Below are 15,811 nucleotides of genomic sequence, written 5' to 3' on the forward strand. Positions count from 1 at the left end.
CGGAACCGGGAGCCGTCCGCGGGTCGGGGGGAACCGTCCGCGGGCGGGCGGAGCCGTTAGCGGACGGCGGCGAGGCGGCGGGCGCGGCGGGCGGAACGCCCCAGACCGGTGGACCCTAGCTCGGGGAATCCCGGGGCCGGGGCGTCGAGTGTCCCCGGAGCCGACCCGTTCGCCAGTTTCTCCCCGTCCGCGTCGGCCGAACCGGGGGCCGTCCCCCCGCCCCCCGCCGGCACGACCGGCAAACGCCGGTCGCGTTCCTGCCCGACGCGTTCCTGCCCGGCCCGGCCCGACCGGGCCGGGTCCCGGGCGAGCATCTCCCGCACCACCGCGTCCCGCCGGCGGCGCCAGCGGGCGGAGGCCCGGGAGGGCCCCGGCACGCCCCCGGCCGCCGCCGCGACCAGCGCGGCGGCCTCGTCCAGTTCAAGGTTCTCCAGATCGAACCCGGCTTCGGTCTGCGGGGCGTCGAGCGCGGAGACGGGTTCGCCGGGGGCGCCCTCGGCCGCTTCGGGGGCGGCGTCGGGGGCGGCGTCGGCGCCGGGGGCCGAGGCGGGGGCGTCGCTGGGGACGACCGCGGGGGGCGGGCCGACGGGGGCGGTGGGGGCGGCGTCCTCGAAGGTCGGCAGGGGGCCGCGGCGGAACAGCGGTTGTTCCAGGCCGCCGCTTTCGACGCGGAAGGTGCTTTCCACCTCCGGGTCCTGCCCGGGCCGCACGATTACGAACTGGAACACCGCCCCTTCCGCCCCGAGGTTCTGGAAGTAGGGGTCGGACAGGTAGGCGCTGCGGAACGGATCGCCGATGAGGTAGTAGGCGAGGTCCGGCACGGTCAGGGCGGGCGCGCCGGGCTCGTCGAGGCCTTCGGTCAGGCCCTGCTGATCCTGGTAGATCCAGAGCTGCAACTCCGGCAGGTCCGACGCCGGGGCGCCGGCGGCGGGGGCGGCCTCGTCCAGATCGGCGAAGGGCGGCGGGGCGACGAACGTCGGCGCAGCGACCACCGGCGGGGCGAGTTCCGGCGGGGCGACCGGCTCGGGCTCCGGGTCCGGCAGCGGATCGGAGGCGACCACGTCGCCGAACACGAACGTCAACGGGGCGTTCGCGCGGGTGAGGTTGGACGTGGCCGTGGCGAGGTTCCCGACGCCGACGAGCCGGATCGACGGGTCGAAGCTCGCGATGAACGCCCCGGGGAGCGTCCCGCCGTTCGCCGCCGCCTGGTTCGCCAGGTCGATCAGTTCCGCCCCGATCGGCAGCGACTGCGGGCCGAAGTTGTAGACAGTCCCGCCGGCGCCGGGGGGCAGTTGGTTCGGGGAGAGCTGGCCGTTGGGCAGGATCAGTTGGACGGTGAGGTTCTGGTCCGCGATCCCCCCCCGCCGCGTGCCGGCCTCGACGGCGAAGTCGACCGGGAGGCCGGTGTCGATCGAGAGCAGCTCGCCGGTCTGGCCGACGCGGAAGGTGCCCGGGGGGCTGCCGGTGACGGGGATCAGCGTGCCGGGCAGCGGGGCGACGGCCTGCCCGGTGCGAGTGGTCAGCCGGCCGTCGCCGGCGAAGTTGACGTCCCCGCCGGCGACCAGGGCGGCGCGGGTCACGCGGGACGTGCCGCCCCGGATTTCGTAGCGGACGGCCTCGCCGACGGCCCGGGTGACGAAGACCCCGCCGACGGCGAACACCGACGCCGTGCCGGAATCGGTCGTCACGCCGGCCACGACGCCGCCGTCCATGCCCAGCGCCGCGCCGATCGTCAGCGTTTGCCCGCCGCGCTGAGCGACGCCGACGCCGTTCCCGTCGGCCCGGGCGGCGACGACGGCGGCGTTCAGGTTGATCGCCCCGACGTTGCCGGGGTTGGCGAAGCTGGCGACGCCGATGGAGCCGGACGCCTCCAGGGCGACGACGCCGGCGGTGATGCGGTCGGCGCCGGGCTGGACGATGTCCCCGCCGCGGGCGAGCACAGCGACGCTGCCGGTCGTCGGGTGGCTGCCGACGTCGGCGTTCAACCGCACGCCCTCGCCGGCGCCCAGTTCCGCCCGCACCCCGCCGTACACGTCCGCATTGACGATCAGGTTGCCGAGCGGGGCGTCCGCCCGCACCGTCCCGCCGGCCTGCAGGCCGTTGGCGGCCAGGCCGACGACGGTCTGCCCGACGGCGACGACGTCCGGCACGGCGACGGACTCGATGATCACGTCGCCGGTCCCCAACGGCCTGCCGAAGTTATCGATCCGCAGGTCGCCGGCGGTCGTCTCGGCGGCGAACGTGTCGAAGGCGACGTCGAGGGCGTTCAACGCCGTGCCCACGCCGGTTCCGGCGAGGGCGGCGAAGGCGGAGCCGCTCAGATTCGTCGCCCCGGCGCCGTCGCCGGTCAGGCCGTCGAGGATCGCCCCGCCGGCCTCGACGCCGACCCGCCCGGCGCCGGCGCTCACCTGGGTGAGGGTCACGTCGCCGGTCCGCGACCGCAGCACGACGGTCCCGCCGGCGGCCCCGTCGACCGTCGAGATCGAGGCGAAGACCGCCCCGGCCTCCTGCATCGTCAGGGCGCCGAACGCCTCCAACCCGGCGTCGCCGCCGTCAGTGGTCAGCGTGGCGCCGGCGGCGAGGATCAGGGCGCCGCCGTTCGCCTTCAGCACGGCGTGGCCGCCGGTCGTGGCGACCGCGGCGCCGGCCTCGACGGCGATCCCGCCGCCGGCGATCGCGGCGAGGGCGCCGCCGCCCAGGTCCGTCGCCCCGGCGGTGTTCTGCACGGTGAGGGAGCCGGCGACGAGCAGGTCGACTTCGTCCGTGGCCCGCAGGCCGGCGGTGAGGGCGCCGACGCTGTCGGCGACCGTGCCGACGGTCAGGTTCCCGCCGACGTCCGCGAGCCGCACCGAGCCGCCGACCGGGGCGCCGTCGAAGGCGCTGACGGCCAGCGTGGCGACGTCCACCTCCAGCCGGTCGCCGTCGGCGTCGGTCGCCCCGCCGACGCGGCCGTCGGCCCGGATCGCCAGGTTCGCGACCCCGGAAAGGTCCGCGGCGGCGTCGGCGCCGCTTTCGATCACCGATCCGCCGGTCCGCAGGACGAGGGCGTCGGCGATCGTGCCCAGGGTGAGTTCGCCCGCCGTCACGTCGCCGGCCTTGAAGGCGGCGTCGCCGTTGCCGATCTCCAGCACGGCGGCGGTCAGGCGGTCCGCCTCAGCGTCGGTCAGGTTGAAGTCCCCGGCCCCGCCGCCCAGGCCGATGGTGCGGCCGGCGGTGGAGTTGTGGAGGAGAATCGCGTCGGCGGCGGCGGCGATCGAGGCGGCGGCCCCAAGGTTCAGGTCCGCGGCGGTGACCCGCACGTTCCCGTTGCCGGCGACCGGGGCGGCGGTCCCGGCGACGACCGAGCCGGTCCCGAGGACGCTCAGCGTGCCGCGGGCGTCGGGCGTCGTGTCGCCGTTGTCGTTCAGCAGGAAGTCGGCGTCGAGCGTCACGTCGCCGTCGGCGGTGCGGATCGCGCCGTCGACGACCCGCACGCCGTCGGTCGAGGTCGCGCCGGTCACGTCGCCGCGGACGGTGACGGTCCCGGCGGCCGTGTTCTCGATCAGGGCGTTCGGCCCGACGTAGACGCCGTGGGAGTCCGTCCCGCCGCCGCCGACGCCCGTGACGAGCACCGGCCCGCCGGCGGAGTGAATCCGGGCCGGGGCGCCGGTGCCGTCCCCGTTCGTGTCCTGCAAGAGGTGGACGCCGTCGTTCTGAGTCGTGCCGGCGCCGCCGGTTCCGGTGACGGTCACCGGGCCGGTCGTGCCGCCGATCACGCCGCCCAGCGCCAGAGAGACGCCGCGGTTCTGCGCGCCCGTGCCGTCCCCGCCCGTGCCGGTGACGACCGCGGACGTGCCGGAGATCGCGGCGCCCCGCAGCACGTAGACCCCGACGGCCGCGTTCGTCCCCCCGTCGCCGCCGAAGCCGGTCACGGCGGCGACGTCGGCGGCGAGGATTTCGGCGTCGAAGTCCAAGAGCACGCCGACGTTCAACTGACCGCTGCCGGCCCCGCCGGTTCCGGTGACCGTCACGTTCCCGTCGGCGGCGGTCGAGGCGATCGCGGAGCCGGCGCCGCTGACGAACACGCCGTAGTTGAAGTCCACGCCGGCCCCGCCGGTCCCGGTCACCTCGACCGCCCCGCCGCCGGTCGCCGCGATCACGCCGCCGCCCGTCAGGAGCACGCCGCGGTTGCCCGAGGTCGTGCCGTCGCTGGCGCCCGTGCCGGTGACGGAGATGGCCCCGGTGCCGGTGGTGCGGATCGCGGCGCCGGCGAGGGTGACGGCGGTGAAGTTGCCGGCGTTCGCCCCGCCGTCGTTCGCCAGCAGGGTCACGTCGCCGTCCGCGGCGGAGACGGTCACGCCGGGGTTCACCACGATCGTGCGGCAGGCGATCACGTCGATCGCGCCGGCGCCGGTCGCGGTCACGTTCGTGGCGAGGAGAACGTTGTTCGCAGAGAAACCGTAACTCCCGTCGGCGCCGGCGGTCACGGCGGCGTTGATCCGCAGGTCGCCGTCGCAGTCGCCGTCGCTGTCGGCGGCGAGGAACACACTGCCGTCGGCGGCGCTCACCGCCGCGTCGATCGTCAGGTCGAAGGTCGCGGCGAGGCGGATGTCGCCGGTCCCGGCGACGCTCACCCCGGTCAGCCCGTCGACGGCGCCGACCGTCAAGCTCTCCTCAGTGACGGGGCTCCCGTCGTCGGCGGAGAGGTGGATCGGCCCGTTCCCGGTCACCCGGGCGGCGACGACGGTCCCGTCGGCGAGGTCCAGGTCGGCGTCGTCGTTCCCGGCTCCGGCGTTCGCCCCGATGCCGGTCCCGGCCCGCAGGGCCACGAAGCCCGCCGTGATGTTGGGGGTCTCGCTCATGGTGGAGCCGTCCGTGATCGCCCCGCCGGCGGTCAGCGTGACGAGGCGGCCGACGTTCACGAGCGAGCCGACGGCGACGTCGTCGGACTCGACGAGCCGCACGTCGTGGGCGCCGGCGTTGGTCGCGGAGAGCGTGCCGACGTCGATCCGCAGGGCGTTGTCGGTCACGCCGTCGTCGCCGATGCCGTCGTAGGCGGACAGCGTCAGCCTCGGGGCGACGATCACGACGCCGGCGCCGGTCTGGCTGATCGAACCGCGGTTGCCGTCGGCGGAGCCTTCGGCGTCGGCGGTCACGGAGAGGGTCCCGCCGGTCGCGGTGACGGAGCCGCCGTCGAAGACGACGTCGTCGCCGGCGGTCAGGGCGAAGTCGGCGCCGACGGTGACGGCGTGGGCGACCGTCAGCGAGCCGTCCCCGGCCAAGTCCGTCGCGGTGACGGCCCCGCCGCCGCCGGCCCGGCTGGCGGTCAGCCCGCCGACGGTCCCGACCGTCAGCCCGCCGCTGACGTCGGTGAGGTAAACGGCGCCGTCGGCGTCGAAGGCCAGCGTATCGACGGCGAGTTCCAGCGGGGCGCCGGCGCCGGCGCCGATGAAGGAACCGGCGATCAGCGCGGCCGCGTCGGCGGTCACCTTCACGCCGCCGCCGAGGTTCTCGATGTACTGCGTGGCGGTCAGAGTCGCCGTGCCCCCCCCGCCGGCCGTGATCCCGCTCTGGAGGCGGAGGGCGTTCGCCTGCAGGGAGACGTCGCCGTCGGCAGCGGAGATCCCGCCGCTCTGCACGTTCACGAGACCGGCGCTGCGGAGGGCGATGTTCCCGGTCCCCGTCGTTTGAATCGCGCCCGTGGAGCCCGCGAAGTCAAGGTCGACGCCCGTCTGGGCAGTGGCCTCGAGGAAGGTCGCGGTCACGTTCAGCGTGCCGGCCCCGTTTCCGTCGACGATTGCCCCGTCGCCGGCGCCGAGGAAGGCGTTGAACTGGGCGGCGACCGTACCGACCGTCAGGTCGCCGCCGATCGCGACGATGTTGAGCGAGCCGCCGCCCGTCGCGGCGGCGTTCGTGACCGTCAGCCCGCCGCTGAGATCGCTCAGTCTGAGGTCGCCGGCCCCGGCGACGGCCGTGACGGAATCGACTTGCAGCTCGATCGCGTCTCCGCCGCCGAGGTTGCCGCCGGCCTGCAGGTCGGCGGCGGTCGCGGTGACGTTCACGGCGGCGCCGTTGGCGTCGACGATCGCTCCGGTCGCCGTCAGCGTGACGTCCCCCGTGCCGGCGTCGACGGCGCCGAGGTTCAGGTCGCCGATGCCGTCGACGAACATGTCGCCGTTGGCGGTGGAGGTGTCCACGTTCAGCGCGGTCGCGGCGAACAGGTCCAGCGACGTGGCCGCGGAGCCGACGCCGTTCGCGGTCAGGTCGATCACGGCGGCGGTGAGGTCGGCGACGCCGTCGTCGGTCCCGCCGAGGATCGCCCCGGCGGCGGTCACGGTCGCGTTCCCGGTCACGGCCAGCGTGCCGGAGGCGAACGCGACGTTGCCGACGTCGGCGGCGACGGTCAGGTCGCCGTCGACGGAGCCGCCGTTGAAGGCGGCGGCGTCGGCGTTGACGATCAGGGAGTCGCCCGCCGCCCCGGTCACGGCGTTCTCGAACGTCACGGCGCCGTCGGTCGCCGTGAACGTCGTCGTCCCGGCCGCCGCATTGTCGGCGTTGAACGTGACGGCGTTGTTATAGGACTGCAACAACGCGGTGCGGACGGTGGTCGTGTCGACCTGAGTCGTGCCAGTCGTGTTCGTCTGAATGAACCGCAGCCGGTTCGTGGCCCCGACGGCGCCGGCGAACAGGATCGTCTCGCCGCCGCCGATCGTCAGACTCATCCCGGCGGCGGCGTCGCCGACCGATTCGAGCGTGCCGCCGAACAGGATCGACCCGCCGACGGTGATGGCGAGGTCGGTCCCGAGGACGACGTCGTCGTCGAACTGCACCGTGCCGGTCGTGGCGACGGCCGGAGTCGCGGAACTGCCGCCGCCGGCCTCGTTGAGCCGGGTCGTGCCGCCGCCGTCGGTCGTCAGGCTGGCCAGCCGCACGTCGGCGGTATTGGCGGCGTTGCGGCCGACGAGGTCGTTGAAGGTCGTCGCGCCGCCGGCGGTCACCGTCAGGGCGCCGACGCCGTCCGCCTCGGCCCCCGCGGAGTAGCCGACGACGCGGCCGTTGAAGGTCGCGTCGGTCCCGGTCAGCGTGCCGGTTCCGCCGAGGCCCAGCGTGCCGCCGTAGGTCTGGACGGCTCCGGTGACGGTCAGATTGCCGCCGACCGTCAGGCTCTCGACGGCGACGGCGGCGGTCCCGGCGTTGATCGTCAGGGAGCGGTTGCCGGCGGCGTCGGTGACGGAGCCGGTGACGGTCACGGAGCCGTCGGCGTCGTTCGCGCCGTCGTCGGTCGTCGTGTCGACCGTCACGTTGCCGGTGAGGACGAAGTCGGCGTTGATCTGCACGTCGCCCGCGTCGGCGCCGATCGCCCGGGTGACGATCCGGTCGCGGAGGTGGAAGGTCGCGGCGGTGACCGTGACATCGTTGAACGCGGTGGCGCCGCTGCCGATCTCGTTGGCGGTGACGGTCCCGGTCCCGGCGTCGATCACCAGATCCGCGGAGGTCGCCCCGGAGGCCTGGACGACGCTGTTGAAGACGACGTTCCCGTTGCCGGCCGAGACGTCGATCGTCCGTGCGGGCCCGGTGAGCAGCACCCCCTGGAACGCGACGCCGTTATCCGTCGTCTGGCTGCTGGTCGTGATGTCGCCGGAGAGCTGCGCGACGCCGGCCGTCACGGCGAACGAACGCACGTTGAGGACGTCGCCGAAGATGTTCGACCGGGCGGCGGAGAGCGTGACGGTCTCGTCGGCGGCGGCGTCCACGCCGCTGATCCCGTTCACCGTAATCGCGTCGCCCGCGCCCCCGGCCGTCTGGATGACGAGGTCGCTGCCGTCGGCGAGACGGAGGCTCGTGTTGCCGAAGAATCCGTCGAATTGAATGACGTCGGCGCCGGCGGTCCCCGTGTTGCGGAAGGTGGTCAGGACGCCCGCGTCGATGTGGAAGTTCGCCCCGGCCGCGGCCAGGTAGTTCTGCGAACCGGTCGTCGCGTAGTCGGCGCCGAGGAAGTTGATCGCGGCGGTGGCGTTGTTGCCGACCGCCAGCGAGTCGGCGCCGACGGCGGCATTCGTGCCGACGCGGCCGAGGGTGATCGCCCCCGAACCGGCCGTGTCGTTGATCGTCACGGCGCCGAGAGCCTGGATGGCGCCGACGTCGCCGAGGGCGACGGCCCCGGAGCCGGAGGAGATCGTCAGGGCCCGAGCGTTCGCGGCGTCGTCGGCGTCGAGGGCGCCGGTGACGGTCACGCTGCGGAAGACCCCGTCGCCGTTCGCGTCCGTGCCGGCGGTCGTGTCGATCGTGATCGCCCCGTCGAGGCTCACGGCCTCGACGTCGATCAGCAGGTTGCCGGTCGAGGTCGCCGACCCGAGGGTCAGGTTCGCGGCGAGGTTAACCGTGTCGACCCCGTCCCCGCCGAGGATCGACAGGGCGGCGGCGTAGGCGGCGTCCACGGAGGCGACCACCACGCTGTCGTCGCCGGTCCCGGCGTCGATCGTCAGGCTGGCGGTGGGGTTCAGGAACGTGACCGACTCGCCCAGCGTACTGTCGATCGTCATGTAGCCGGCCGCGGCGTCGTCGGAGAGCGTGATCGTCTCCGCCCCGCCGGTGAAGACGAACTGCCGGTCGGCGACGTTCAGGTTGTCGAGCACCGGCTCGAGGCCGACGTACTGGATCGAATGGGTTCCGACCCCGTCGAAGACCGCGACCGAGCCGTCGTTGGCGTTGACGAACGTGTGGACGACGGAGGCGAACGCCCCGCCGCCGGTCAGCACGAGGTCGTCGCCGACGCCGACCGTCTGGGTTCCGCCGTTCCACTCGATGGGGGTGGTGAAGAACCCGCCGGCGTAGTCCACGGTAAGGGTGTCGTTCCCGTCCAGGCCGTTGAGGACCAGCCCGCCGGCCGTCAGGGCGGCGGCGTCGCCGCGGAGGACCTCCACGACCGGCCCGCCGTCGGTGGAGCGGGTGACGACCAACTCCGTGCCGTCGAGAGCGACAGAGAAGGCGTCGGCGTCGGCGGTGCCGTCGATCGTGACCGGGACCGCGTCCAGCGCCGTGAGGGTCAGATCGTTGCCGTCCCCGCCCTGGTAGTCGGCCTGGAACCGCTGGGCGCCGAAGGCGAGAATGTCCCCGTCGGCGAGGTTGCTGAACTCCCCGACGAGGGCGTCGATCCCGTCGTTGTCGATCAGGACGTGCACGTCCCCCTGGAGGGCGGCGGCGGAGCCGAGCTCCGTCAGGTCCAGCACCCCGCCGGAGAGCGTCAGCGCGCCGGTGAGCACGACCTGGCTGTAGTCCGTCCCGGCGAGCGGCGGAGCGGCGGAGTCGTCGCCGAGGCGCAGCCCGACCTCGGCGGCGGATTCGATCCGCACCGTCGCCCCGTCCAGCGTGATCGGGGCGAGGGTCGTAGAGACGACCCCGGCGCCGCCGGCGAGGAAGATGTCCGCCGCGCCGCCGACGCCCGTGCCGTCGATCGTCACGCCGGCGCCGGAGACGGCCGTTCCAGGGGCGCCGAAATAGTCGAGCCGGACGCCGGACGCGGCGCCGGCGCCCCGCGCGACGCCGGTGATGGAGACCGCTCCGGCGGCCGTGTCCTCGATCGTCCCGGCGGAGACGACGGACACGCCGTCATTCGCGTCGCCCGTCCCGTCGCCGCCGGTCCCCTCGACCGTCACGCCGCCGCCCGCGGAGCGGATCGCCGAGTTCGCCGCGACGGTCACCCCGTGGTTGTCGGAGACCCCGTCCCCGCCGGTCCCGGTGACGGAGACCGCCCCGGCGTAAGTTCCCGTGCCGTCGTCGCCGATCGCTCCGCCGAGGGTGACGAGGACGCCATGGTTGGCGCCGAACAAGCCGTCGCCGCCGAAGCCCACGACCGTCACCGCCCCGGCGGCGGAACGAATCGCCGAGTTCGTCCCCTGAATGCGCACCCCGAAGTTGTTGGAGACCCCGTCCCCGCCGGTCCCGGTCACGGAGACGGCCCCCGTGCCGGTCGCTTCGACCACGCCGCCGTTCGTCACGGACACGCCGGAGTTATCGCTGCTCAAATCGCCGCCCGTGCCCTCGATCGTGACGCCGCCGGCGCCTTCGGTGCGGAGCGTGGCGCCGTCGATCGCGACGCCGGCGAAGTTCGCCCCGGCGGACTGGGCCCCGTTCTCGTTGGCCCGCAGGCTGATCGAGCCGTCGCCGGTCGCGACGATCTGGGCGCCGCTGCTGACCACGATGCTGCGGCCGGCGAGCAGGGTGAAGGCGGTGGCGGCCGCCCACTCGATGACCACGCCGGCCTGCACGGTGATCACCTCCGGCTGGCCGTTCGTGCCGCTGGCCGTCTCGATGGTGAGGTTGCCGCTCTCCAGTTGGGCGGCGACCCAGGCGTCGTTGAAGGTGTCGAGGCCGGCGTCGACGTTCGGGCCGTCGACGACCTCCACGCTGCCCGGGTCGATCAGGAACGTGCCGTAGGCGCCCCCGTCCGGGCCGCCGGCGCTGCGGAGGTCGGCGTGGCCGCTGACCTGGACGTGCGCCTTGCCGCTGACCTCCGCGAAGCCGCCGTCGCCGCCGGCCCCCGCCCCGCGGGCGCTGATCGAACCGGCGAAGCGGGTCGTGTCGTTGGCCCAGACGATCACCGTGCCGCCGTCGCCGGCCACGGTCGCGCTGGCGTCCAGGCGGGCGCCCTCGGCGATCGTGGTGAACTCCGCGTTCGGCAGCGCCGGGTTCTCGCCGCGGGCGCCGCCGCCGACGAGAATCTCGCCCCCGCCGGTCGCGCCGGAGGCGTCGACCACGGCGGTGTCCGTCAGCGTGATCTCCCCGCCCAGCAGTGTCGCCGTGCCGCCCCGGCCTTCAGCGTTCGACACGTCCACCGTGCCGGAGACGACCAGCGAAGCCCCGCCGTCCAGCGTGAGGGCGCCGCCGGCGCTGGTCAGGGCGGCGTCGGTTTCGAGGCTCAGCGAATCCGTCGCCCGGAACGCGCCCTCGCCGCCGGCGAGGTCCAGGGCGCCGGTGATCGTCAGGGCGTCGGCCTGCACGTCGAGGTCGGCCGCGTCGGCTGCGAACGTGACGGTGGTCACGCCGTCCGTGAACACGCCTGCGGTTCCCGTGCCGTGCAGTTCGGCGGCGCCGTCGACGGTCAGGGTGCGGGCGGCGGCGTCGAAGCGGTCGGCGACCTGCTCCACGCCGGCGTGCGACAGGTTCAACCCGTCCGCCGCGACCGAGTTCGCCGTCGGGCCGTCCGCCGCATCGGTCCCGTCGTCGGCCGAGCCTGCGCCGCCGCCGAGCAGGTGGTGGGCGACGGAGCCGACGGAGCCGCCCAGTTCGATCGAGTCCGCCCCGCCGGCGCCGTCGAACGACAGGTTCAGATCGCCGCCGGCCGTCTGGAACAGGTTCGGATCGAGGAACAGCTGATCGGCGTCGGCGGAGCCGGCGAAGTGCAGCGTGTGCGAATCGGCGGCGTCGCCGGAGTAGGCGACGCGGCCGTTGACGGAGACGACCAGTCGGCCGTCGATCTCGGAGACTTCGAAGCGGTCCGCGACCCCGTCGCCCGCGTCGGCGCCGGCGTCGATCCGCACCGCCCCGTCCGTGGCGGCCGGGTCGGCGTCGAACGTGCCCGCGTCCTGCCCGCCGCCGGACTCGCCGTTGCCGTCGAACTGGGCGAAGTCCTGGGGGTCGGCGTCCGGCGGGGCGGCGTCGGCGTCCGGGCCGGGGACCAGCGCCAGGCCGTCCAGTGCCCGGATCGGCTCCAACCGTTGCAGGCGCAGCCGCACCGCGCGCGGGATCAGCGGTGCCGCGGCGGCCGGGCGGATCGTTCCCGTCGGGTCGGCGCCGCGCACGGGACCAGCCGGGCGGCCGGCGGGGGTCTCCGGACCGACGACGGAACGGGGGCGGGCCATGAAAAGCCGGGGGTGAAAAAGGGCGTCGCTCCGGGGGCGGCGGAGAGACGCAGAACGCGGGGCGGGAACCGGGAGGCGCCGCGGGCGGGGGAGAGGGCGACGCACTTCTATTATCCGCCCCCAAAGCGGGGCGGGTCAAATTCTCCGTAACCCGAACCGTCAGATTGTCAAGCGGAGGTCCCCCCAGACGGCGCCCCGGCGATCTGCCTGACAGGCTGCCGCGATGTCCGTTCAGTTCCTTTCGGGAGCGAACTCAGTTCCTTTCGGGAGCGAAACGACGGCACAGGCCGTGGATCGGGATTTTCCCAATCAACCCGAACCGCTGTCACCCCCCAAGCCGATACCCGAACCCGGGGGACCGGATTGCGCCGGTCCCGGTTCCGTTTCACCGTCCCCGGCCGCCCCCATGTCCCGCCCCGCCGCCCGCCGCCCGCGGAACCGTGCCCGGGAGGCTCGGCGCCGGCTCGCGGCCCTGCTGCCCGACCGATTCAGCCTGAAAACGCTGGCCCCGGGGCTGCTGGCCGGGGCGACGGCGTGGGGCGGGGCGCTCGGCCCGGCGGCCGCGGCGACGATCGAGGAGGCCGACGGGCCGCAACGCTCCCTGGCGGCGGCGTTCGAACAGGCGGCGGCCACGCCGGAGCTGTTTGACGACCCCGGCGCCCTCGACGGCGCCGGCGCCTGGGTGACGGTTCGCGCCCCCCGCACCGCCGCGGAGCAGTCCGTCCTCGCCGAGGAGTTGGCCTGGTGGTCCGAGGAGACCGCCGACACCCCGGCCCCGGGTTCGCAGCGCGGCGCCCTCGCCTGGTGGCGGGGCGCCCCGGCCCCGCTGAAGTCCGCCGCCGCGGACGCCGACGCGCCCGCCGACGGCGCCGCCCTCGCCTGGTGGTCCGCCGGTCCGACCAGTCCGGCCGGTCCGACGGAGACGCTCGCCGCGATGCCGACCGCGGCGCCCGCCGATCCCGCCCCGCTCGTGGACGCCGCGGTGACGCCGGCGTCCACCCTTCACACGGCCGTCGGCGCCGCGGCGTTGGCGTGGTGGTCCGAGGCGGAGCCGCTCCGGGCCGACGCCCAGGCCCCGCCCGAATCTGAGGCCGCCCCGGCGAAGCCGGCGCCGGAGCCCGTGCCGACGCTCACCGCCCTTGCCCCCGCCCCCGCCGACCTCGTCGCCGTCGCCCCGGCCCGGGAGTTCGCCCCGGCCCGGGAGTTCGCTTCTGCGGAGGAGTTCGCCTTCGAGGACTCGTTCACAGACCTCGGGGAGCCGGCGGCCGAGGCGGTCGCCGCGTCCGGATTCGTCCTGCAGGAAACGCCGTATGAAGGCCGGGAGTCGTACGAGGGCGACGGGCTGAACGACCCGGACGTCGCCGCCAAGGCCGCGGTCTTCGCGGACGACGCGAGCGTGTGCGACCGGCTCGAGTGCCTGTTCCCCCCGCTGCGGGAGATCGACGCCGGGTTGAACTCGCCGACGGCGGTGCTGGCGAAGACGGTGCGGCCCGTGCCGAACCGAACGGGGACCTGCGAACGGCTGGTGCCGACCGAATACCGGACCGTGGAGCGTCCGGAGGACGCGGTCGGCCCCTGCTTCGCGGCGGCCGGCGACGTGGACGCCACCCCCTACGCGGCCCGGGCGCGGGTGCTGGCGATGCCCTTCTGCTTTTCCCACCGGCCGCTGTACTTCGAGGACCCGAATCTGGAGCGGTGCGGCGTCTCCTGCGGGCCGTGCGTGCAGCCGCTGGTCTCCGGGGCGCATTTCTTCGGCACGGTCCCGCTGCTGCCCTGGTGGGCGGCGACGCAACCCTTCTGCGTGCCGGTGCGGGCCACCCCCTACTGCCCGCCCTGCCGCCAGTACGACTTCGCCGACAACTACCTGCCGCCGCTCGAGGCGGAGGGGGCGATCGTGGAAGGCGCCGCCCTCGCGGCCTTCTTCCTGCTGTTGCCGTAAGGGCGGCCGTGTCCCCCCCTCTCCCTGGAGGGAGAGGGGCCGGGGGTGAGGGTGAACGTACGGTTCGCACGCCTTCGCTCATGCCTTGACCGCCCAGCCGACGGGAGAGCGAACGGACCGCAAACGGGGCTCGTAGTCACAGCCCCCTCACCCCCGGCCCCTCTCCCCCAAAAGGGGGCGAGGGGGGACGAGCGGGGCCGTCGCTTGCGGTTTCGCGGGTGCCGGAGAGCCCTCAGCCCCCGCGAAACCGCAAGCGGACGGCGGAGCGGCGATGTGATGGGTTCTCACCGGCCCTCGATCACCCCCTCCCACACCGACGCCAGCCCCGCCGCGGAGCGCTCGACGGTGAAGCCGTCCGCCCGCCGCCGGGCGGCGTCGGCGAGGCGGGAGCGCTCCGCCGCGTCGTTCAGTAGGCGGTCGAGCGCCGCGGCCAGCGCCGCCGGGTCGTCGGGGGGCACGGCGGCGCAGGCGTCGCCCAGCATCTCCGGGGTGCCGCCGACGGCCGTGGCGACGATCGGCGTCCCCGCGGCGGCCGCTTCCAACAGCACCCGGCCGAACGGCTCCTGACGGGCCGGGTGCGCCAGCAGGTCCGCCGCCGCGAGCAGCCGCGACACGTCGGTCCGAGCGCCCAGCCGGTGCACGCGGCCGGGGGCGTTCTCGTTCCACGCGGCGAAGACGTCCGCCTCGAACCGCACGCTCTCGTCCTTGCGGCTCCAGCGCTCGCCCACTGCCAGGAAGTGCGGCGCCGGTTCGGAGCGGACGAGCCCCGCGGCCTCCGCCAGCACGTCCCAGCCCTTCCGCAGACCGATCTGACCGACGCTCAGAATCAGCGGGCCGTCCGCGGGGACGTTCAGTTCGTCGCGGACCGAGGAGCGCGCCCCCTCGCGGTTCACGCCCGCTAGGAACGCCCCCGAGTCGATGCCGTTGTGGACGACCGCGACCCGCTCCGCCGGCAGGCCGCGGGCGACGTGGTGGTCGCGGGTCGCGGCGCTGACGGCCACCAGCGCGTCGCACCGGCCGAGGTCCCGCGTGGCCCGGTTCGACAGGTTCAGGATGTCCCGCAGATGGGCCGTCACCGGGCACGGCGGCGGGGCCTCCGGGTCGTCCTTCATCCGTCCCAGAACCCGGCCGACGCTCAGGCTGTTGCCGTGCAACAGCGCCGGACGCACTTCCGCGAGGGCGGCGTGCAGGGCCGGCGGGTCCTTCACGTCGCAACCGATGTGCGGCAGCCCCGCGGCGGCCAGCGCCCCCGCCAGCGGCCCGTCCGGCGGGGCGAGGGCGACGAGTTCGAACCGCTCCCGCAACCGCCCGCAGACCGCCAGAAACGAACGCTCCCCCCCGTGCAGCGAGGGGTACTCGAAAGCCACGGCGACGACGGGGAGCGACAAGGCGGAGGGGGGCAGGCGGAGGGCGGACGGGACGACGGACTGTAGAGTGGCGGGCCGTCCCACGTTCGCCCTCCGCCTTCCCCCTTCGTCCTTCCGCCTTGAACTACGAAGACGTCTGCTCCGTCGAGGAGATCCCGCCGAACGAACTCCGCGCCTTCGAGGTGAACGGGGCCTTCGTCGCCGTCGCCCACCTCCCCGGGCCGAACGGCGACGCGGCCGGCGGGACGTTCACGGCGATGGAGGACAGTTGTCCGCACGCCGGGGCGCCGCTGTCGGACGGCCATCTCGAACCCGGCGGCTGCGGCGAGGACGGCGAACCGGACGTGCACGGGGCGACGGTCGTCTGCCCGCTACACGCCTGGCGGTTCGACTGCCGCACCGGCAAATGGTGCGACGCCCCCAAGGGCAAGGTCCGGGTGGAAACCTACCCGGTGAAGATCGAAGCCGGCCGCGTCCTGGTGCACGTCCCGGACTGAAACGGGCAGAGGCCGCGTTCTCCCCTCTCCCTCAGGGAGAGGGGCCGGGGGTGAGGGTGGGCACGGTTCCTGCGCCCCCGCTCTCTGCCGTGACGAACCGGGTGACGGGAGAGTCAGCGGACGGTGAACGGTCCTCGGACGTCACTGCCCCCTCACCCCCGGCCCCTC

General features: G+C 74.6%; 4 protein-coding genes. 2 read left to right on the forward strand and 2 right to left on the reverse strand.

Going from position 1 to position 15,811, the window contains the following annotated elements:
* Positions 1–56: 56 nt before the first annotated feature.
* Positions 57–11,840 carry a hypothetical protein gene (locus CA12_RS21900; protein WP_165700583.1) on the reverse strand — a complete coding sequence of 3,928 codons (11,784 nt, stop codon included), beginning with the start codon at positions 11,838–11,840 and terminating at the stop codon, positions 57–59.
* A gap of 406 nt (positions 11,841–12,246) precedes the next feature.
* Between CA12_RS21900 and CA12_RS05835 the strand changes: the two genes are divergently transcribed.
* Entirely contained in the window at positions 12,247–13,779 is a 1,533-nt protein-coding gene (locus CA12_RS05835) for a hypothetical protein (protein ID WP_145357928.1), read from the forward strand.
* Positions 13,780–14,063: 284 nt separating this feature from the next.
* Here the strand turns inward: CA12_RS05835 and CA12_RS05840 are convergent, their stop codons facing one another.
* Complete coding sequence (locus CA12_RS05840; RefSeq protein ID WP_165700584.1) at positions 14,064–15,167, reverse strand: glycosyltransferase family 4 protein; 1,104 nt, start codon at positions 15,165–15,167, stop codon at positions 14,064–14,066.
* Between the two features lie 98 nt (positions 15,168–15,265).
* Here CA12_RS05840 and CA12_RS05845 point away from each other — a divergent pair, with 98 nt between their 5' ends.
* Positions 15,266–15,643 (forward strand): Rieske (2Fe-2S) protein, encoded by a 378-nt coding sequence (locus CA12_RS05845; RefSeq protein ID WP_145357930.1) that lies wholly within the window; start codon positions 15,266–15,268, stop codon positions 15,641–15,643.
* Positions 15,644–15,811: the final 168 nt, after the last annotated feature.

The sequence above is a fragment of the Alienimonas californiensis genome, assembly GCF_007743815.1.
In the GTDB taxonomy this organism is placed as follows: Bacteria; Planctomycetota; Planctomycetia; order Planctomycetales; family Planctomycetaceae; genus Alienimonas; species Alienimonas californiensis.